General features: G+C 60.9%; 18 protein-coding genes and 2 pseudogenes. 5 read left to right on the top strand and 15 right to left on the bottom strand.

Annotated elements, in window-relative coordinates; all coding sequences use genetic code 11:
- Positions 1–393 precede the first annotated feature (393 nt).
- Positions 394–3,492 (bottom strand): multidrug efflux RND transporter permease subunit, encoded by a 3,099-nt coding sequence (locus tag PMI01S_RS18590; RefSeq protein WP_084321552.1) that lies wholly within the window; start codon positions 3,490–3,492, stop codon positions 394–396.
- A gap of 15 nt (positions 3,493–3,507) precedes the next feature.
- Positions 3,508–4,665, bottom strand: coding sequence for an efflux RND transporter periplasmic adaptor subunit (locus PMI01S_RS18595; protein WP_084321553.1), 1,158 nt, complete (start codon positions 4,663–4,665; stop codon positions 3,508–3,510).
- A gap of 294 nt (positions 4,666–4,959) precedes the next feature.
- Here PMI01S_RS18595 and PMI01S_RS18600 point away from each other — a divergent pair, with 294 nt between their 5' ends.
- Both PMI01S_RS18600 and PMI01S_RS18605 read left to right on the top strand, forming a co-directional pair.
- On the top strand, positions 4,960–5,661 hold the full coding sequence (locus PMI01S_RS18600) for a response regulator (protein ID WP_084321554.1): 702 nt from the start codon (positions 4,960–4,962) through the stop codon (positions 5,659–5,661).
- 4 nt (positions 5,662–5,665) lie between these two features.
- A complete protein-coding gene (locus PMI01S_RS18605; RefSeq protein WP_084321555.1) occupies positions 5,666–6,970 on the top strand; it encodes an ATP-binding protein in 1,305 nt (434 codons plus the stop codon).
- A 447-nt stretch (positions 6,971–7,417) separates the two neighbouring features.
- Here PMI01S_RS18605 and PMI01S_RS18610 read toward each other — a convergent pair whose 3' ends face one another.
- Genes PMI01S_RS18610 through PMI01S_RS18625 form a run of 4 tightly spaced genes read right to left on the bottom strand, consistent with a single transcriptional unit; the run spans position 7,418 to position 9,846 of the window.
- Entirely contained in the window at positions 7,418–8,185 is a 768-nt protein-coding gene (locus PMI01S_RS18610; protein ID WP_084321556.1) for an anti-sigma factor family protein, read from the bottom strand.
- The gene (locus PMI01S_RS18615; RefSeq protein WP_208603353.1) at positions 8,182–8,682 is read right to left on the bottom strand and encodes an RNA polymerase sigma factor; all 501 of its coding nucleotides are present in this window, start codon (positions 8,680–8,682) and stop codon (positions 8,182–8,184) included. The genes PMI01S_RS18610 and PMI01S_RS18615 overlap by 4 nt, the downstream gene beginning before the upstream one ends.
- 46 nt (positions 8,683–8,728) lie before the next feature.
- Positions 8,729–9,259, bottom strand: a complete 531-nt coding sequence (locus PMI01S_RS18620) for a tetratricopeptide repeat protein (protein ID WP_084321558.1) — start codon at positions 9,257–9,259, stop codon at positions 8,729–8,731.
- A gap of 26 nt (positions 9,260–9,285) precedes the next feature.
- Positions 9,286–9,846, bottom strand: coding sequence for a cytochrome b (locus PMI01S_RS18625; protein WP_084321559.1), 561 nt, complete (start codon positions 9,844–9,846; stop codon positions 9,286–9,288).
- 137 nt (positions 9,847–9,983) lie between these two features.
- On the opposite strand from PMI01S_RS18625, the gene PMI01S_RS18630 reads away from it, so the two are divergent.
- Entirely contained in the window at positions 9,984–10,754 is a 771-nt protein-coding gene (locus PMI01S_RS18630) for a class I SAM-dependent methyltransferase (protein WP_084321560.1), read from the top strand.
- 116 nt (positions 10,755–10,870) lie between these two features.
- Here PMI01S_RS18630 and PMI01S_RS18635 read toward each other — a convergent pair whose 3' ends face one another.
- The 7 genes and pseudogenes from PMI01S_RS18635 to PMI01S_RS18660 form a co-directional block, all read right to left on the bottom strand.
- On the bottom strand, positions 10,871–11,824 hold the full coding sequence (locus PMI01S_RS18635) for a D-2-hydroxyacid dehydrogenase family protein (protein ID WP_084321561.1): 954 nt from the start codon (positions 11,822–11,824) through the stop codon (positions 10,871–10,873).
- 13 nt (positions 11,825–11,837) lie between these two features.
- Positions 11,838–12,860 carry an alpha/beta fold hydrolase gene (locus tag PMI01S_RS18640; RefSeq protein WP_084321562.1) on the bottom strand — a complete coding sequence of 341 codons (1,023 nt, stop codon included), beginning with the start codon at positions 12,858–12,860 and terminating at the stop codon, positions 11,838–11,840.
- An 85-nt stretch (positions 12,861–12,945) separates the two neighbouring features.
- Positions 12,946–13,380: a YqaA family protein gene (locus tag PMI01S_RS18645; RefSeq protein WP_084321563.1), complete on the bottom strand. Its 435-nt coding sequence runs from the start codon at positions 13,378–13,380 to the stop codon at positions 12,946–12,948.
- Positions 13,380–13,826, bottom strand: a complete 447-nt coding sequence (locus PMI01S_RS18650; RefSeq protein ID WP_084321564.1) for a DUF411 domain-containing protein — start codon at positions 13,824–13,826, stop codon at positions 13,380–13,382. Before PMI01S_RS18650 ends, PMI01S_RS18645 begins: the two co-directional genes overlap by 1 nt.
- A gap of 317 nt (positions 13,827–14,143) precedes the next feature.
- A pseudogene (locus tag PMI01S_RS32615) lies at positions 14,144–14,671 on the bottom strand (methyl-accepting chemotaxis protein); the annotation flags it as partial.
- A gap of 333 nt (positions 14,672–15,004) precedes the next feature.
- Positions 15,005–16,135 (bottom strand): annotated as a pseudogene (locus tag PMI01S_RS32620) (HAMP domain-containing protein); the annotation flags it as partial.
- A 167-nt stretch (positions 16,136–16,302) separates the two neighbouring features.
- The gene (locus PMI01S_RS18660; protein ID WP_084321566.1) at positions 16,303–17,298 is read right to left on the bottom strand and encodes an aldo/keto reductase; all 996 of its coding nucleotides are present in this window, start codon (positions 17,296–17,298) and stop codon (positions 16,303–16,305) included.
- A 117-nt stretch (positions 17,299–17,415) separates the two neighbouring features.
- On the opposite strand from PMI01S_RS18660, the gene PMI01S_RS18665 reads away from it, so the two are divergent.
- The gene (locus PMI01S_RS18665) at positions 17,416–18,339 is read left to right on the top strand and encodes a LysR family transcriptional regulator (protein WP_084321567.1); all 924 of its coding nucleotides are present in this window, start codon (positions 17,416–17,418) and stop codon (positions 18,337–18,339) included.
- A 6-nt stretch (positions 18,340–18,345) separates the two neighbouring features.
- On the opposite strand, the gene PMI01S_RS31720 is transcribed toward PMI01S_RS18665, so the two are convergent.
- A complete protein-coding gene (locus tag PMI01S_RS31720; RefSeq protein WP_017338653.1) occupies positions 18,346–18,486 on the bottom strand; it encodes a hypothetical protein in 141 nt (46 codons plus the stop codon).
- 190 nt (positions 18,487–18,676) lie between these two features.
- Between PMI01S_RS31720 and PMI01S_RS18670 the strand changes: the two genes are divergently transcribed.
- On the top strand, positions 18,677–18,865 hold the full coding sequence (locus tag PMI01S_RS18670; RefSeq protein WP_008024801.1) for a hypothetical protein: 189 nt from the start codon (positions 18,677–18,679) through the stop codon (positions 18,863–18,865).
- A 19-nt stretch (positions 18,866–18,884) separates the two neighbouring features.
- Here the strand turns inward: PMI01S_RS18670 and PMI01S_RS18675 are convergent, their stop codons facing one another.
- A complete protein-coding gene (locus PMI01S_RS18675) occupies positions 18,885–19,256 on the bottom strand; it encodes a fe2+ zn2+ uptake regulation protein (protein WP_084321568.1) in 372 nt (123 codons plus the stop codon).
- Positions 19,257–19,553: the final 297 nt, after the last annotated feature.

Here is a 19,553-nt window from a genome sequence, read left to right on the forward strand (position 1 = left end):
ACCACGGCCAGTGTCGCGGTGATCATTCCGGTTGACGCCAGTGGCACAACGCCGAGATCCCTGTAGGAGCCGGCTTGCTGGCGATGGCGTCCGTCGAGTCGGTCAACCGGTTGGCTGACCCACCGCTATCGCCAGCAAGCCGGCTCCTACAAGGGGAATGTGCGGTCAGGTCGTTTTGTGGCGCTTGCGGACGAGTTTCATCACCACCACAAAAAACACCGGCACCCACACCACGGCCAGTGTCGCGGTGATCATTCCGGTTGACGCCAGTGGCACAACGCGAGATCCCTGTAGGAGCCGGCTTGCTGGCGATGGCGTCCATCGAGTCGGTCAACCGGTTGATTGACCCACCGCTATCGCCAGCAAGCCGGCTCCTACAAAGGGAATGTGCGGTCAGGTCGTTTTGTGGCGCTTGTGGATGAGTTTCATCACCACCACAAAAAACACCGGCACAAATACCACCGCCAAGGTCGCGGTGATCATCCCGCCAATCACCCCGGTGCCGATGGCTTGCTGGCTCGCGGAACTCGCCCCGGTGGCGATAGCCAGCGGCACGACGCCGAGGATGAACGCCAGGGACGTCATGACGATCGGCCGCAGACGCAGGCGCGCGGCTTGCAGCGTGGCGTCGATCAGGTCGTGGCCTTCGTCGTACAGGCTCTTGGCGAACTCGATGATCAGGATCGCGTTCTTCGCCGACAGGCCGATGATGGTGATCAGCCCGACCTTGAAGAACACGTCGTTGGGCATCCCGCGCAGCGTCACGGCCAGTACCGCGCCGAGCACGCCGAGCGGCACCACCAGCAGCACCGAAGTCGGAATCGACCAGCTCTCATACAACGCCGCCAGGCACAGGAACACGATCAGCAGCGACAAACCGAGCAAAATCGGCGCCTGACTGCCGGACAGTCGTTCCTGCAACGACAGCCCCGTCCATTCCTGACCCAACCCCGCCGGCCCTTGCGCGACCAGTCGCTCGATTTCCGCCATGGCTTCACCGGTGCTGTGACCCGGCGTCGGTTCGCCGGAAATACTGATCGCCGGGTAGCCGTTGTAACGGGTCAACTGCGCTGGTCCCTGGGTCCATTTGGCCTGGACAAAGGCGGAGAGCGGCACCATTTTCCCGTTGCTGTTACGCACATGGATCTTCAGCAGATCGGCGACCTGACTGCGTTGATCGCCCTCAGCCTGGACCACCACCCGCTGCATCCGCCCCTGATTGGGGAAGTCGTTGATGTAGGCTGAACCGACGGCGGTGGACAGCACGCTGCCGATGTCGGCGAAGGAAACACCCAGCGCATTCGCCTGTTTGCGGTCCACGATCAGTTGCACCTGCGGCGCTTCGGCCAGCGCGCTTTCGCGCACGTTCATCAGGATCGGGCTTTTCTCGGCAGCTGCCAGCAACTCGGTGCGCGCCTGCATCAGCGTGGCATGGCCGAGGCCACCACGGTCCTGCAAACGGAACTCGAAACCGCTGGAGGTGCCGAGGCCGTCCACCGGCGGCGGCAGGACCGAGAACGCCATGGCGTCCTTGATCTGGCTCAGCGCGATGTTGGCGCGGTCTGCGATCGAACTCGCCGAGTCGTCGCTGCCGCGGTCCGACCAGTCTTTCAAGGTGGTGAACGCCAGCGCCGCGTTCTGCCCGCTGCCGGAGAAGCTGAAGCCCAGGATCACCGTACTGTCGCCGACGCCAGGTTCCGTGGCGTTGTGGGCTTCGATCTGTTCGACCACCTGCACCGTGCGATTCTTGCTCGCGCCGGGCGGCAACTGAATGTCAGTGATGGTGTAGCCCTGATCCTCCACCGGCAGGAATGAGGAGGGCAGGCGACTGAAGCACAGGCCCAGGCCGATCAGCAGCACGCCATAGATCAACAGGTAACGACCGCTGCGTTTCAGTGCATAGGCGACCCAGCCCTGATAGCGCTCGGTCAGTTGCTCGAAACGCTTGTTGAACCAGCCGAAGAAACCGCCCTTGGCGTGATGGTCGCCCTTGGCAATCGGCTTGAGCAAGGTCGCGCAGAGCGCCGGGGTCAAGGTCAGCGCAAGGAAGGCCGAGAACAGAATCGAGGTGGCCATCGACAGCGAAAACTGCCGGTAAATCACCCCGACCGAACCCTGCATGAACGCCATCGGAATGAACACCGCCACCAGCACAAGGGTGATGCCGATGATGGCGCCGGTGATCTGCTTCATCGCCTTGCGAGTTGCCTCTTTCGGCGACAGGCCTTCGGTGACCATGATCCGCTCGACGTTCTCCACCACGACGATGGCGTCGTCCACCAGAATGCCGATGGCCAGCACCATGCCGAACATGGTCAGCACGTTGATCGAGAACCCCAGCGCAAGCATGGTCGCAAAAGTGCCCATCAGCGCCACCGGTACAACGAGGGTCGGAATCAGCGTGTAGCGGATGTTCTGCAGGAACAGGAACATCACCGCGAACACCAGCACCATTGCCTCGATCAGGGTGTAAACCACTTTGGTGATCGACACTTTGACGAAGGGCGACGTGTCGTACGGGATCTTGTATTCGACGTTGGCGGGGAAGTAGCGCGCCAGTTCATCCATCTTTGCCCGCACCAGCGTGGCGGTGCTCAGGGCGTTTGCGCCGGGCGACAACTGCACGCCGACGGCGGTGGACGGCTTGCCGTTCAGGCGCGTGCCGAACTGATATTCCTGGCTGCCGATCTCGACCCGCGCCACATCGCCGATGCGCACCGTGGAACCGTCGGGATTGGCCTTGAGCACGATGTCGGCAAATTCTTCCGGCGTCGACAGCTGGCCTTTGACCAGAATGGTCGCGGTGATTTCCTGGGTGGTGCGGGTCGGCAGATCGCCGATGCTGCCGGCCGAGACCTGGGCGTTCTGCGCGACGATGGCCGCGTTGACGTCGGCCGGTGTCAGGTTGAAACCGATCAGCTTCTGCGGGTCGATCCAGATCCGCATCGCCCGTTCGGCGCCATACAACTGGGCCTTGCCGACACCGTCAAGACGCTTGATCTCGTTCATCACGTTGCGCGCCAGGTAATCGCTGAGCGCCACGTCGTCGAGCTTGCCGTCAGTGGAGGTCAGGGTGATCAGCAGCAGGAAACCGGCAGAGACTTTCTCCACCTGCAAGCCTTGCTGATTGACCGCTTGCGGCAAGCGCGACTCCACGACTTTCAGGCGGTTCTGCACATCCACCTGGGCCATTTCCGGGTTGGTGCCCGGTTGGAAAGTCGCCTTGATCGTGGCGCTGCCCAGGCTGCTCTGGGATTCGAAATACAGCAGATGATCGGCGCCGTTGAGCTCTTCCTCGATCAGGCTGACCACGCTTTCGTCCACGGTTTGCGCCGAGGCGCCCGGGTACACGGCATAGATTTCGATCTGCGGCGGCGCGACATCGGGGTACTGCGCCACCGGCAACTGTGGAATGGCCAGGGCGCCGGCCAGCAGGATGAACAGGGCCACCACCCAGGCAAACACCGGGCGATCGATAAAGAACTGCGGCATAAAAAAGCGTCCTGCTTACTGACCAGTGGCCTGGGCAAGTGGAAGAGGGGAATCGTCGATCTGCACTTTCTCGCCGGGCTTGGCGTGTTGCAGGCCTTCGATGACGATGCGGTCGCCGGGCTTGAGACCTGCGGTGACGATCCAGCGATCGTTCTGCACGGCGCCCAGCTCAACCGGCTGCTGGCCGACCCGCTGATCTGCGTCGAGCAGCAGCACCTGAGCAATACCGGCGCTGTCACGCTGGATGGCCCGTTGCGGCACGCTGATGCCTTGCTGATTCACAGCTTGCTCCAGGCGTACTCGCACAAAGCTGCCGGGCAGCAAGTCGAGGTCCGGGTTGGGGAACTCGCTGCGCAGGATGATCTGGCCGGTGCCCGGGTCGACGGTGATGTCGGTGAACAGCAGCTTGCCCGGCAGCGGATAGAGACTGCCGTCGTCCTGGATCAGGGTGGCTTTGGCCTGGCCCTGGCCGACTTCCTTCAACTGACCGGAGCGGAAGGCACGGCGTAGATCGTTGAGTTCGCGGGTCGACTGGGTGAGGTCGGCATGGATCGGGTTCAGTTGCTGAATCAATGCCAGTGGTGTGGTTTCGTTCTGCCCGACCAGCGCACCTTCGGTGACCAGTGCACGGCCGATACGCCCGGAAATCGGCGCGGTGACGGTGGCGTAGCCGAGATTGAGTTTCGCCCGCTCCACGGCGGCCTTGTTGGCGGCGACCTGGGCGGCGGTTTGCCGCACGGCGGCTCGGGCGTTGTCGTAGTCCTGACCGCTGATGGCGTTGCCTTCGATCAACTGGGCATAACGCTGCTCTTGCAGGCGTGCCTGAAACGCATTGGCCTCGGCTTTTCGCAGTTCCGCTTCGGCGCTGTCCAGATCAGCCTTGAACGGCGCGGGGTCGATGCGAAACAGCACGTCGCCTTTTTTCACATCGCTGCCTTCGTGGAAGACCCGTTGCAACACGACGCCGGCGACACGGGCGCGAACTTCGGCGATCCGGGGCGCGGCAATCCGCCCGCTCAGTTCGCTGGTGATCGACAGAGGCCGGGCGTCGAGGGTTTCGATGCGCACGGTGGCCAATGGCGCCTGTTCTTCGGCGATAGAGGACTTGTCACAAGCGCTCAGCATCAACGCCAGTGCCAGCAGGCTGAGCTTGGCAAGCAGGTTCTTTGACATGTAAATACCCCAATAATGAACTCCCGTATCCTACGGGGAGCCGACGAGGGTAGCGGTGAAGCTTTGTTGGTGCTGTGTGAAATTGTGTAAGGGTTTTACTCAGGGGCGGGTGAGGGCGTATATCCTTCACGGCTTGATTCCTTTTGCGACTTCGAGGCCGCCATCGCGAGCAAGCCCGCTCCCCCATTGGATTTCTGTGCACACGAATTTTGTGCTCGACAGCAATCAAATGTGGGAGCGGGCTTGCTCGCGAAGGGGCCCACGTGATCGCCACAGAACTCCCTGGAAACACCCATGCCCAACATCCTCCTGGTCGAAGACGACACCGCACTCTCCGAGCTGATTGCCAGCTACCTGGAACGCAACGGCTATTCCGTCAGCGTGATCAGCCGTGGCGACCACGTGCGCGAGCGTGCGCGGGTCAATCCGCCGGACCTGGTGATCCTCGACCTGATGTTGCCGGGCCTCGACGGCCTGCAAGTCTGTCGCTTGCTGCGCGCGGATTCGGCGACGCTGCCGATCCTGATGCTCACCGCCCGCGATGACAGCCACGACCAGGTGCTGGGCCTGGAAATGGGCGCCGATGACTACGTCACCAAACCCTGCGAACCGCGAGTGTTGCTGGCCCGCGTCCGTACGCTGTTGCGCCGCAGCAGCCTCAGTGAGCCGCAGACCGCCAATGACCGCATTCTCATGGGCAATCTGTGCATTGACCTGTCCGAGCGCACCGTGACCTGGCGCGAACAACTGGTCGAACTGTCCAGCGGCGAATACAACCTGCTGGTGGTGCTGGCCCGGCATGCTGGCGAAGTGCTGAGCCGCGACCAGATCCTGCAACGCCTGCGCGGTATCGAATTCAATGGCACAGACCGCTCGGTGGACGTGGCGATCTCCAAGTTGCGGCGCAAATTCGACGACCACGCTGGCGAAGCGCGCAAGATCAAGACCGTGTGGGGCAAGGGTTATTTGTTTAGCCGCTCCGAGTGGGAATGCTGAAGCGATGTTCAGACTCCTCTTTCGCCTGTATCTGGTAACCATCGTCTCCTACAGCGCGGCGATCTATCTGGTGCCGGACGTGGTGATCAAGGTCTTCCAGGAGCGCTTCGTCACCTACAACCTCGATTATTCCCGCGGGCTGCAAACCCTCATCGTCAAGCAGTTCCATGCCGTGCCCGAGGCGCAATGGCCGGCGTTGGCGAGCGAGATGGATAAGGAATTCGACCCGCTGCACATCGTTCTGACCGGCAATGACGATCCTGGCTTGACCCTGGCAGAGCAGAAGCGTTTGCAGCGTGGCGAGAGCGTGGTGCGCATCGGCGACTGGGGCTGGCGCACCTTGGCGGTGACACCGTTGAACCAACAAACGGTGGTGCAAATGGTTGTGCCGCCGGACCCGCTGGACGTCAATTTGTTGTACTGGAGCATCAACGTGCTGATCGGCGCGACGATGCTGGCGTGTTTGCTGCTGTGGCTGCGCCCGCACTGGCGCGATCTGGAACGCCTTAAAGGCACCGCTGAACGCTTCGGTAAAGGCCACTTGAGCGAGCGCACGAAGATTTCCGCCAACTCCAATATCGGTAGCCTGGCCAACGTGTTCGACACCATGGCCGGCGATATTGAGAACCTGCTCAACCAGCAGCGGGATTTGCTTAACGCGGTCTCCCACGAACTGCGCACGCCGCTGACGCGCCTGGACTTTGGCCTGGCCCTGGCGCTGTCCGACGACTTGCCGGTCGCCAGCCGCGAACGTTTGCAAGGCCTGGTTGCGCACATCCGTGAACTCGACGAACTGGTGCTGGAGCTGCTGTCCTACAGCCGCCTGCAAAACCCCGCGCGTTTACCGGAGCAGGTTGAAGTGTCGCTGGATGAATTCATCGACAGCATTCTGGGCAGTGTCGATGAAGAGTTGGAGTCTCCTGACATCGTGATTGATGTGCTGCTTCACGGCCAGCTCGAACGCTTCAGCCTCGACCCGCGCCTGACCGCCCGCGCGATTCAGAACTTGCTGCGCAACGCGATGCGGTATTGCGAGAAGCGCATTCAGATTGGTGTGCAGGTCTGTGCAAAGGGGTGTGAGATCTGGGTCGATGACGATGGGATCGGCATTCCCGATGACGAGCGTGAGCGGATTTTCGAACCGTTTTATCGGCTGGATCGCAGTCGGGATCGAGCGACAGGCGGGTTTGGTCTAGGACTGGCGATCAGCCGTCGGGCGCTGGAAGCGCAGGGCGGTACCCTCACGGTCGAACCTTCACCGCTGGGCGGTGCGCGGTTCCGGTTGTGGCTACCGACTTTGGCCTATTGATCGCTGCGACTACCGCACCAACCTGTGTAGGAGCTGGCTGACGATGGCGTTGTTGAAGTCACCGCAATGTCTGATGGCGCCATCGCCAGCAAGCCGGCTCCTACAGGTCACATCGCCGTTGGGTGGTGCGCGGCTTCGGTTGTGGCTACCGACTTCGGCCTCATGATCGCTGCGACTACCGCACCACCCTGTGTAGGAGCCGGCTTGCTGGCGATGGCGTTGTTGAACTCACCGCAATGTCTGATGGCGCCATCGCCAGCAAGCCGGCTCCTACAGGTCACATCACTGCTGGGCGGTGCGCGGTTCCGGTTGTGGCTACCGACTTCGGCCTCATGATCGCTGCGACTACCGCACCAACCCGTGTAGGAGCCGGCTTGCTGGCGATGGCGTTGTTGAACCCACCGCAATGTCTGATGGCGCCATCGCCAGCCAGCCGGCTCCTACAGGTCACGCGCTGAGCCGGCTTTTGATCAGCTTCGCCATCTGCTCCAGTTCCGCCGCCGGGTTATGCCCGATCAGCATCCATGCATGTTCCATGTCCGCCCAGTACACCACGTTCATCCCGTGTCGACGTTCGTGGGCGAAGTGCCGGCTGCCGCTGTTGGAGCGGGTGATGCATAACGCCATGGGACCATGCGCGGGGTCCAGATAGGTTATCTGGGCGATGGGCATGCCGTCGTATTCGAGGATTTGCGCGCGTTTGAGTTCGAGGCGTGGCAGGGACAATTGTGCAGGCAACAGACTCAACCCCAGGCGTGCGTCGATGGTGCGCAGTTGCGCGCGTTGCGTGGCTTCGTCGCTGGGCAGGTGTTCCAGGGTTTGTGGCACGTACAGCGCCATATAGTCCGCCACCAGCCCGCGCCAGCTATTTTTTGGCTGACTCGACTGCCAGCCGAGAAACAAGCGATCTGCTACCACACCGCTCACCACCAGGCCGGCCGCCGCGGCAAGAAACCAGCGTCGACTCATCGCGGGTCGGGCAGGCGAGGGCAAGGTCTCGAGCATGGCGTGCAAGCGGTCCACCGGTGCCTGTTGTGTCACTTCATCGTAGGCCTCGCGGAATGGCAGATTGCTGCGGGCCAGCCATTGCAGACGCAGATTGAGTACCGAATCTTCGGCGATGGCCGCGTCGATGCGGCTGCGCTGATCAGTATCGAGTTGGTCATCCAGGTAGGCCACCAGTTGCTCGTCCGATGGTTTTGCGTGATCGTTCATCGACGTTCTCCGGTGGTAGGGTTCGGCACGGCGTGCAGCAACGGCGGATACTCGGCCAGTTTCGCTCGTGCGGCGGCCAGTCGACTCATGACCGTGCCGATGGGCACGTCCAGCACATCGGCGACTTCGCGATAGGACAAACCTTCGACGTAGGCCAGAAACACGGTTTCGCGCTGGGCTTCGGGCAGTGCATCGACGCGCCGGATCACCTGCGTCGCGAGCACGTGGGTTTGTGCGGCGTGTTCACCATCGAACGACAGGGCGCTATCGGCATCCACCTGCCCCTGGCCCTGACGCACCCGCCGCGCGCGCACTTCGTTGAGCCAGATCGAATGCAGGATGCTCAGCAGCCAGCGGTCCATGCGGGTGCCGGGGACAAATTGCCCAGCGCGCTCAAGCGCCCGAACGCAGGTGGCCTGCACCAGGTCTTCGGCGACATGCCGTTGCCGGGACAGCAGCAGGCCGTAGCGCCATAAACGCGCCAGGTGCTGGCCCAGTTCTGCCCGTATTGTCTGATCGCTGGCGATGGCGACCTCCGTCCTGTCAGGTTTTCGATGAATCGTGGATGGCTTCGGCCAAGTCCTGGTATTCCTCGCAGGTGTTGCCGCAGATCGATTTGATCTGCTGCAACTGCTCTTGCGCGAGGTCCAGGCGACCCTTGATCACATAAGCTTCGCCCAAGTATTCGCGGACTTGCGCGTACTGCGGATCGAGTTTGACCGATTGCAGGTAATAACCGATGCCCTCGTCGGTGCGCCCCAGTTTACGCGTGGCGTAGCCGCGATAGTTGAGCGCCTTGGCGGTGTTCGGGTCTTTCAGCGTATCGAGCAAGGCCAGGGCTTCTTCATAACGCCCGTCCCTGGCCAGGCGGTAGGCGTAGTCGGTGCGGTCGGCGTCCGGTACGAGGCTGCTGGTCTGCATCACGCATTTCTGCGATTTTCTGTCCCAGACCTGGCCTTTGGGGCAGTTGGGCTTGGCGGGTTCTTCGTCATCGCCGTTGGCCAATGCCAGGGCGCTGGACAACGCAGCGGCGAGCAGCAGCGGGACGGTAAAAACAGCAAAGCGGCTATTCATGGCGAAGCTCCACAGGGTTATTCGTTTCATTTCAAACCACGCCCCGGCAACATGCGGCGCAACGTGTTATCACGCAAGCCGTAATGGTGAACCAACGCCATCAGCGCATGCAGTCCGGCCAGAACCACTATGACCCACGCTACCTGTTCGTGCAGGCCGCCGAACACCGGTTTCATGCTTCTATCAATGCTGATCAAGGTCGGGACGTCGAACAAGCCAAAAAAGTTGAACGGTTCTGCCTGGGCCCAGCGAAACAGGAAACCCAGCACGATCTGGCTCAGCAACAATGCATAGAGCGCCAGGTGCGCGGTCTTGGCCGTCATGTTCATGACGCCCTGATTGGCGGTCGGCAAGCGCCGGCCTCGGGACAGACGCCAGAGCAGTCGGGTGATGACGATCACCGCGAGCAGGATGCCGCAGGAAATGTGCAACGCTTGCAACTCCTTGCGCAGCGGCGTGCCCTTGGCCAGTTGTTCCCAGACCTGGGCACTGGCGAACAGGCCGATCACCAGCACGGCGGTCAGCCAGTGCAGGGTCATGGTCAGGCGGTCGTAACGTCTCGGCGAATCCGGGTTCAGGTTGTTCACGGGCAATCCTCATATGCGATGGCAGGTGAACACCGCAGAGTGAACAATTATTCATTTCTTTCTGGCGGTCTTTTCAAGGAAAGCGCAAATCGAGGCGCTATGCTCGACAGCGTTCGAAGTCGTTCTGGAGTTCTGTCATGAAACAGGTCCATCACTCAGCGGCCGCCGGTTACAAAACGGCTGCCGACACTTACGTTCGTGGTCGTCCGGATTATCCGCCGCAAGTGGCCGGCTGGCTGACAGGCGCATTGGGTTTGAACGCGGATAAATCCGTGGTCGATCTGGGCGCCGGGACTGGCAAGTTCACCGGTCGGCTGGTGGCGACCGGGGCGCAGGTGATTGCCGTGGAACCGGTGCCGCAGATGCTCGAAAAATTATTGGACGCCTGGCCTGATGTATTGGCGGTAAGCGGCACGGCCACGGACCTGCCGCTGCCGGATGCGTCGGTGGATGTGGTGATCTGCGCCCAGGCCTTCCACTGGTTTGCCAGCGACGAAGCCCTGACTGAAATTGCCCGGGTGCTCAAACCTGGCGGCAAGCTGGGGTTGGTGTGGAACCTGCGCGACACTCGCGTGAGCTGGGTGCCCAAACTGGATGCGATCGTCAATGCACTGGAGGGCGATACGCCGCGTTTCTACACCGGAGCCTGGCGTCGGGCTTTTCCGCATGCCGCGTTCGGGCCGCTGCAGGAGCAGCAGTTTAGCCATGAGCATACGGGCTCGCCGGAAGACGTGATTTTCAACCGCGTGCGCTCCACCAGCTTCGTCTCAGCATTGCCGGCAGTCGAGCGGGCGAAGGTGGATGAGCAGATGCGGACATTGATTGATGCCGTGCCTGAGCTGCGGGGCAAGGATGTGGTGACGGTGCCGTATGTGACGGCGGCGTTTGTGGCGGTGAAAGTCAGTTAGATCGATGGAGAACAGTGTGGGAGCGGGCTTGCTCGCGAAAGCGGTGGATCAGCCAACATCATTGTTGAATGACACACTGCTTTCGCGAGCACGCCCGCTCCCACAGGGGGGATGTGTCAACCCAACAACCGAATCGGTGTGTCGGCAGACCAGGCCTGAATATCCTCGATCATCTGCGAAAAGAACTGATGGTAATTCTGCTGGCTGACATACCCGACATGCGGCGTCGCCAACACATTTTCCAACGTTCTGAACGGGTGATGAGCCGGTAAGGGTTCCTGCTCGAACACATCCAGCGCCGCCCCGGCGAGGCGCTTTTTCTGCAGTGCCTTGATCAGCGCCGCTTCATCGACAATCGGCCCGCGTGCGGTGTTGACCAGCAGTGCTGTTGGCTTCATCCAGTCCAGCGCCTGCGCGTCGACCAATCCGCGGCTGCGGTCGCTGAGCACCAGATGCACGGACAGCACGTCGGCCTGTTCGAACAGTTCCTGTTTGCTCACATAGGTCACGCCGGCAGCGGCAGCGCGTTCGGCGGTCAGGTTCTCACTCCAGGCAATTACCCGCATACCGAACACCTGACCGAACTGCGCGACCCGCTGGCCGATGCTGCCCAAACCGAGAATCGCCAGGGTTTTGCCGTGCAGGTCGCCTCCCAGACCTTGTTGCCAAAGTCCTGCGCGCAGGGCATTGGCTTCCACCACGAGGTTGCGGGTCGCGGCCATGATCAACGCCCAGGTCAGTTCCGGCGCGGCGTGTTTGTAGCTGTCGGTGCCACTGACCTGAATGCCGAGGGCTGCAGCGGCTTTGAGGTCGAGCGCAGCGTTGCGCATGCCACCGGTGACCAGCAGTTTGAGTTTCGGTAGCCGGCGCAGCAAATCCTCGTCGAACCGGGTGCGTTCGCGCATCACGCAGATCACTTCGAACTCGCCCAGGCGTGCGGCCAGCGTCTCGTTGTCAGCCGGGTAATCGTGGATAAAATCAACCTGACCAATGGCGTCCAGCGCCGACCAGTCCACGACATTGCGTGCCACATCCTGCCAGTCATCGATTACCGCGATCTGCACTGCCATCAGCCTTACCTCATCAACGAACGGGGTTGGTTTTGTTCAGCCAGGCGAGGAGGGCCTGGTGGAATTTCTCGGGTTCTTCCATTTGCGGCGCATGGCCCATGCCGGGGAACTCGACCAGCGTCGACTGGGGGATCAGCTTCGCGACTTGTTTGCCGAGCACGCCGTAGTGACCGATTTTCGCCTTGACCTCGGGCGAAGCGATGTCGCTGCCGATGGCCGTGGTATCGGACGTGCCGATCAGCAACAGCGTCGGCATCTTCAGGTCCTTGAACTCGTAGTACACCGGCTGGGTGAAGATCATGTCGTAGATCAGCGCCGAGTTCCACGCCACTTGCTTGTGTCCGGGTCCTTTGTTCAGGCCGGCGAGCATGTCCACCCAGCGATCGAATTCAGGTTTCCAGCGACCGCCGTAGTAAGTGTTGCGTTCATAGGTACGGATGCCATCGGCGGTCAGTTTCAGCTCACGTTCGTGCCATTGATCCACCGTGCGATAGGGCACGCCCAGGGCTTTCCAGTCTTCCAGGCCGATAGGGTTGACCAAGGCCAGTTGTTCAACCTGCTCGGGATATTGCAGTGCATAACGGGTCGCGAGCATGCCGCCGGTGGAATGGCCGAGCAGGGTCGCTTTCTGGATGCCGAGGGCTTTGAGCAGTTGTTGGGTGTTGGTCGCCAGTTGCTGGAAACTGTACTGGTAGTTGTCCGGTTTGCTGGAGGTGCAGAAGCCGATCTGGTCGGGGGCGATGACCCGGTAACCAGCGTCGCTCAAGGCCTTGATCGACGTGTCCCAGGTGGCACCGCAGAAATTCTTGCCGTGCATGAGCACAATGCTGTGTCCGTTGGCCTTGCCATGGGCGGCGACGTCCATGTAGCCCATTTGCAGGGATTTGCCCTGGGACTCAAAGGCGAAATGCTTGACTGTGTAGGGATACTCGAAGCCTTGCAGCTCCGGTCCGTATTCCGGGCCTTCGGCAGCGATGACGGGCAGTGCGGCGGTCAGCAGCAGGCTGGGAAGCCAGCGGGAGCGGGCGAGGGGCATGGGTAAACTCCACAGGAAATCGGCCGATGCTGGATCGACATGATTAGGGCGACATTAAACACAGGCAATCACGGCGAATGATCGTTCAACTCATCCAGCCCAGCGTCGCCAGGGCCAGTACGCCATAGCGGGCGCCTTTGGCGAGGGTCACGATCACAAGGAAGCGCCCGAGCGGCTCACGCATCACCCCGGCGACCAGGGTCAGCGGATCACCGACAACGGGCACCCAACTCAGCAACAATGACCAATGGCCGTAGCGCTGATAATGAACCCTGGCCTTTTCGAGATGCTGCGGGCTGACCGGAAACCAGCGCCGGTCGCGAAACCGCTCGATACCGCGCCCCAGCCACCAGTTGAATAGCGAACCGAGGACATTGCCCAAGGTCGCGACCGCCAGCAGCGACCAGAGCCAATACTGCTCGCTGAGCAACAACCCCACCAGCAGTGCTTCGGATTGCAATGGCAACAGGGTTGCCGCACCGAACGCGGCGAAGAACAGGCCGATGTACGCACCGAACATCAATGGGCTGGGTAGTCCGCCACCACCACATCAGTGCCGTCCTTTTTCAGGCCGATGACCTGATAAGCATCGCTCATGCCGTCCATTTCCATGCCCGGTGAACCCATCGGCATGCCGGGGGCCGCCACACCCAACAGATCATTGCGCTTGCTCAGGGCCAGCACCTGATCGGCCGGTACATGGCCTTCGACGAACTTGCCATTGATCAAACCGGTGTGGCAGGACGCCAGGCGTGGTGGCACGCCGTGCTGTTGCTTGAATTCGCTCATGTTGGTTTCAACGTGATCCTCGACCTTGAAACCGTTGGCCTCCAGGTGGCTGATCCATTTTTTGCAGCAGCCGCAGTTGGCGTCACGGTGGACTTCAATCGGGATCAGGTCGGCGGCCTGGGCCAGGGAAGAAATGAACAGGGCGCTCAGGGCGACCAGACGCAGATGGGTTCGCATGGAGGGATCTCGACTCGGATGGCGGTCAAAAAAAGAGGCATTCTGACTATTTTAGCCGGTAAAGAGCGGCGAGATTGTTTCGAATTAATGCTGAGCTTGTGGGCGATTCTATGTTGCACAGGCTTTGGCGGGTGGAGAAAATGAACAGCATACGCGCCCTCTGTAGGAGCCGGCTTGCTGGCGATGGCGGCGGGTCAGTCGATATGTCTAGCGACTGAACGGTCGCCATCGCCAGCAAGCCGGCGCCTACAGTGACTCGCCGTCATCACCACAACAATGGATGTGTACACAAAAGTCTTGCGCTCGCCCTCAGCTAATCAGCGGACTTTGAAGCGTCCCATGATCGCGCTGACGCGTGTGTTGGCCTCAAGCAACTGCCGGGTATTGAGCTCGCTCGCCTGACCGCTTTTCACCAGTTCATCCACCATGTGGCGGATTTGCACCATGCTGCGGTTGATCTCCTCCGTCACCGCGCTTTGCTGTTCGGCGGCGGTGGCGATCTGGGTGCTGAGGCTGTTGATGTGGCTGACGGAGCCGGCCATTTCATCCAGCCCGGTGTTGACCCGCGCCGTGGCATCGGCCGCCGACTGGCAGCTGGCCTGGGTGTTTTCCATTGCGCTGACCGACGAACTGACGCCTTGGGTCAGGCGCGTGAGCATCTCGTTGATTTCCGAGGTGCTGGCCTGGGTGCGGGCGGCGAGGGCGCGGACCTCATCGGCCACCACCGCGAAACCGCGACCTTGTTCACCGGCGCGAGCGGCTTCGATGGCGGCGTTCAGCGCCAGCAGGTTGGTTTGCCCGGCGATGGCACCGATCACCCCGAGAATCTCGGTGATGCGTTGCGCGTCCTGCTGCATGCTTTCGACTTTGTGCGTGGCGCTGGCCACTTCGTCGATCAGGGCGATCACACTGCTGGACGCTTCGCCCACGACCACCCGCGAACGGTCGGCGTTTGCGTTGGCGCGTTGGGTGAAAGCGGCGGTTTCGGCTGCATTCTGCGCCACGCTTTCGGCGGTGGAACTCATCTCGGTGATGGCGGTGACGGTCTGGTCGGTTTCCGAGGCGTGACGTACCAGAATCTGACTGGTGTGCGCCGACGTGCGTTGCAGGTTGTCGAGGCTGGACGCCATGGCGCCGGTGGCCTGGGTGACTTCACCGATCATGTTTTGCAGGTACGCGATGAAGGCGTTGACCGAGTGGCCGATGGCACCCAGTTCATCTTCGGCGCGGATGGTGATGCGTTTGGTCAGGTCGGCGTCACCGGCAGACAGCGCGTCGATATTGGCCTTCAGGGCTTTCATGCGCTGGACCAACTGGCGGATCGCGTAGATTTGCAGCAACACCAGCAGGATCACCATCGGGATCTGCAGCAGGCTCAGGGTACTGAGCACATCGTCACGCTGGGCGGTGATCAGCCTGGTCGGCAGGGCGGTGGCAAGGAACCACGGCGTACCTTCGATCGGGCGCATGAAAAAGGTGCTGCCTTCGCCGTTGTTGTCGAATTCGACGCGCTGAGCCTGATCGCGGTTTTGCAGCCCAGCCTTCACTTGACCGGCGAACGGCGAATTGCCGGCCAGTTCACTGATGTTCTTCAGCACGATCGGCCCGCTGATGCGCGAGCTGTTGCTGATGATCTTGCCGTCGGCTTCGACGATCAGCATTTCGGCGCCGAGGTCTTTTTCCTTGCGTGCCACCAGATCGTTGAAGAAGCCCAGGGTCACGTCGATGGTCGACACGCCATACGCTGCGCCGTTTTTCTGAATGGCCATGGCGCAGTTGGTGCGTGGCTCGGCGCTGGCGTCATCTTTATAAGCCGCCGCCCAGGCGCATTGTCCGCGCGGGGTTTGCATGCCGCCCTTGTACCAGGTCTGGTCGTAATAGTTGGGCGCGGCGTCGCTGTTCCAGAACGTATTCACCGCCAGCTTGCCCGAGGCATCGCGGTGCCAGAAGGTGCTGAATTTGTTGCGCCCGGCTTCACGCTGGCCGGGCAGGGGCCAGATGCCGCCGCCGAAGACTTTCAGTTCGCCGTACTGATCGACCAGCCCCGGCAGAACGGTGTCGATGGCGGCGCTGTCGAGCAGAGGAATGGTCTGGGTGATGCTGCGTTGTTGTGCCTGAACCTTGTTCAGTTCGCCCTGGATCTGCTCGGCGACTTCAGCGATGCGATTGAGGGCCACTTGTTCTTCGGTGTGGCGCAGTTTCGGCGCGACCAACTGGCTGATCCCGACCACAGTGAGAATGGACAGCAGCAGAATGAACAGGACCAGAAACAGTGTGTAGCGGGCCTGAATGGTGCGGAATACGGGCATGGAGCCGGGTCCTTTTTAGCAGCGTTCTTATTGGAATATTTCGGCGCTTCAAAGGGCTATCGGCCTGCAGATGTCGAGCTTTAGGTACGAACGTACAAGATTGGGGCGGGGTGACGAGCGGTAGAGGGGGCTGGCCCGTTCAGATCACCGAACGGGCCAGTTGCAGATCAACGGTCAAGCAACTTCATGACTTCTTCCGGGTAACGCAAACCGGCGGTGGCGTTCGCCGGGAAGATGGCTTCCAGCGCGTGCAACTCTTCGCGGCTGAGTTTGACCTCGAGCGCCGCCACGTTCTCTTCCAGATACCGGCGCTGTTTGGTCCCCGGAATCGGGATCAGGTAATCACCCTGAGCCAGGACCCACGCCAGCGCAAGTTGGCCCGCCGTCACGCCTTTTTCTGCCGCCAGGTCCTGAACCTGCTGCACCAGCATCAGGTTTTTCGCGAAGTTATCGCCCTGAAAACGGGGGCTGAAACGGCGGTAGTCATCTGCCGCAAAATCATCGGCGCTTTTCAGTGCGCCGGTCAGAAACCCCCGGCCCAACGGGCTGTAAGGCACAAAGGCGATACCCAGCCGCTGACACGTGGCCAGACAGCCGTTTTCTTCCTGGTCACGGCTCCACAACGAGTACTCGCTTTGCAGCGCGCTGATCGGATGGACCTTGTTCGCCCGTTCCAGCGTCGCCGCCGATGCCTCGCTCAATCCCAGGTAACGCACCTTGCCGGCCTTTACCAGTTCGGCCATGGCGCCGATGGTTTCCTCGATGGCCACTTGCGGGTCGATACGGTGCTGGTAATACAAATCCAGTGTCTCGACGCCGAGGCGCTTGAGGGTGCCGTCGATGGAGGTGCGAATGTAGTCCGGTCGGCCGTTGACCCCGCGGGCCGTTGAATCTTGCGGGTTGCGCACGATGCCGAACTTGCTCGCCAGAAACACTTGATCGCGCTTGCCGACGATGGCCTTGCCGATCAGCTCTTCATTGGTATGCGGGCCGTACATGTCGGCGGTGTCGAGCAGATTGATGCCCAGTTCCAGCGCCCGGTGCAGGGTGGCCGTAGCCTCGCGGGTGTCGACGCCCGTCGTGTAGAAATCGGTCATGCCCATGCAGCCCAGACCGATTGCACTGACCTGTGGACCGTTTTTGCCCAGTTGACGTGTTTGCATGAAATCAGCTCCCTGTGAATGTGAAGCCCATTGTCGGTCTCGACAGAAATGAGATAAACCGGCTAAAACTGCTATCACTATTCATGATTTCTAAATAATCAGCCGGGGCAGACCACAATGGATCGTTTCAACGCCATGCGCGTGTTCACCCGAATCGTCGAGCTGGGCGGCTTTGCCAAAGCGGCGGACAGCCTGCAGATTCCCCGCGCCTCGGTGACCATTCTGATCAAGCAACTGGAAAGCCACCTGGGGGTGCAACTGCTGCAGCGCACCACGCGGCAGATCAGCCTGACCCTCGACGGCGCGGCCTATTACCCTCGCTGCGTGCGGTTGCTGGCGGACCTTGAGGAAACCGAAGCCGTGTTCTCTGCGGCGCGGCACAACCCCAAAGGTCTGTTACGCGTGGACATGCCCGCGGGCATAGGGCGTTTGGTGGTGATTCCGGCATTGCCGCAATTCACCGCCCGCTATCCCTTGATCGAAGTGGAAATCGGTTTGAATGACCGGCCTGTCGACCTGATTCGCGAAGGTGTCGATTGCGTGTTGCGCGGCGGCGCGGCGCTCGATGACTCACTGGTGGCGCGGCCGCTGGTGATGCTGGACCAGGTGACCTGCGCCAGCCCCGACTATTTACAGCGTCATGGCACGCCACAGGGTCTGGCCGATCTGGCGAGGCATCAAATGGTGGAGTACGTCGCCAGCAACGGCAAACGCTACGGGCTGGAATTTGTCGTCGATGGCCAGCTGCAACCGGTCAATCTGCCCAGGCATGTCTCGGTCAACAGCGCCGATGGGTATCTGGCGGCGTGCGAGGCCGGATATGGGTTGGTGCAGGCGCCGTACTATCACGTGGCCCGGCGTATCAGGGAGGGGAATTTGATCGAAGTGCTGAGGGACTTGCCGCCACCGGGGATGTCGTTGACGGCGCTTTATCCTCCTCACCGTCAGTTGTCGCGGCGGGTACGGGTGTTCGTTGACTGGATGATCGAGCTTTGCGCGCAGCCGGGAAATGACTTTTTCAGGGATCAGTCAGCGCGCTGAAAAACCTCAGCGATGCTGGTAGTAACCGGGTCCGCCACGGCCGTCGTAATGGTGGCCGCCGTGCCAGCCGCCGTGGGGAAAAATAATGCAGCCGCTCAGGGAAAGCAGGGCAAGCAGGGGAATCAGCAGTGTGATTCGACGGAACATTTCAAAATCCTCATGGTTATCGCCGCTATGAAGCCAAAAGGCTTCATCGGCTGTAACATGAGACCCCGTTTGCAGCGCCGCATCCCCGAAAAACGGTAGGGGCTTGGCATGCATCCGGATACAAACCGGATACATTTTCCAGGTTCACGTTCAGGCTTATGTTTAAGCTTTTTGTTTAAGGAAAAGGGCAATGACCCAGTCGCAACGTTTGAAATACTCGATTCTGATCTCCCTGGTGGTGCTGGGGATCATGTTTGGCCTTTCGTATTTGCAGAATGCCGGGGTCATCAGCGAAAAGCTGTTTCAGTACATCGCCATTGGCGTGGCGGTGATCGTGGTGGTGATCAATGGCGTGATGCGCCGCAAGGTCAAACCCTGAACGACGCCCGCCGGTACCATTACTCGCCGTGTAGAACGGCGGCAGCCTGCGGATGCAGGCTGTAGCTCTTGTCCGCGTTCAGCGTAATCACGCCTTCGCTGCACAAACGCTTCAACACTTCGCGCACACTGAGAAAGGACAGGGGAATATCCAGCTCCAGCAGGTGGCTGTGCACACCGCGCACCCCCAGGCTGCGGTCGCTGTCGGCGGCGGTCAGCAAGGCATCGATGACTTTCAGGCGGATCAGGCTGGCGCGCAGGCCAAAGCTCTTGAGCAGAATCCGGATCCGTTCGTTGCCGTGACGTTCGGTGCGCTGAGTGAACAGGCCCGAGCTCATGGACGTGCCCATTGGCGCAGTACTACCGTCCGTTGGCAGTTGCGAGTTGTACATGCAAAAACTCCTTTTCAGAGCCTGAACCGGAAAGATGTGTTGGGTGCTCTTACCAATAAGACGTACGAGCTACTCAAATCATGAAGGCTCAGATGTAGAAATTTTGTCGCCATCACGTCAGAAGCTTGTAAACCCGCGCAGAAACGCCCTTTAGTGCCCTAAATTTTTTTCCTGAATTTCGTTCCCTTGTAGGAGCGAGCTTGCTCGCGATGGACGTTAACGATGACGCGTAATGCCTGGGTGAACGCGTTGTCCCTACGTCCATCGCGAGCAAGCTCGCTCCTACATAGGCATATG

The organism is Pseudomonas migulae NBRC 103157, assembly GCF_002091715.1.
GTDB classification, from domain to species: domain Bacteria; phylum Pseudomonadota; class Gammaproteobacteria; order Pseudomonadales; family Pseudomonadaceae; genus Aquipseudomonas; species Aquipseudomonas migulae_A.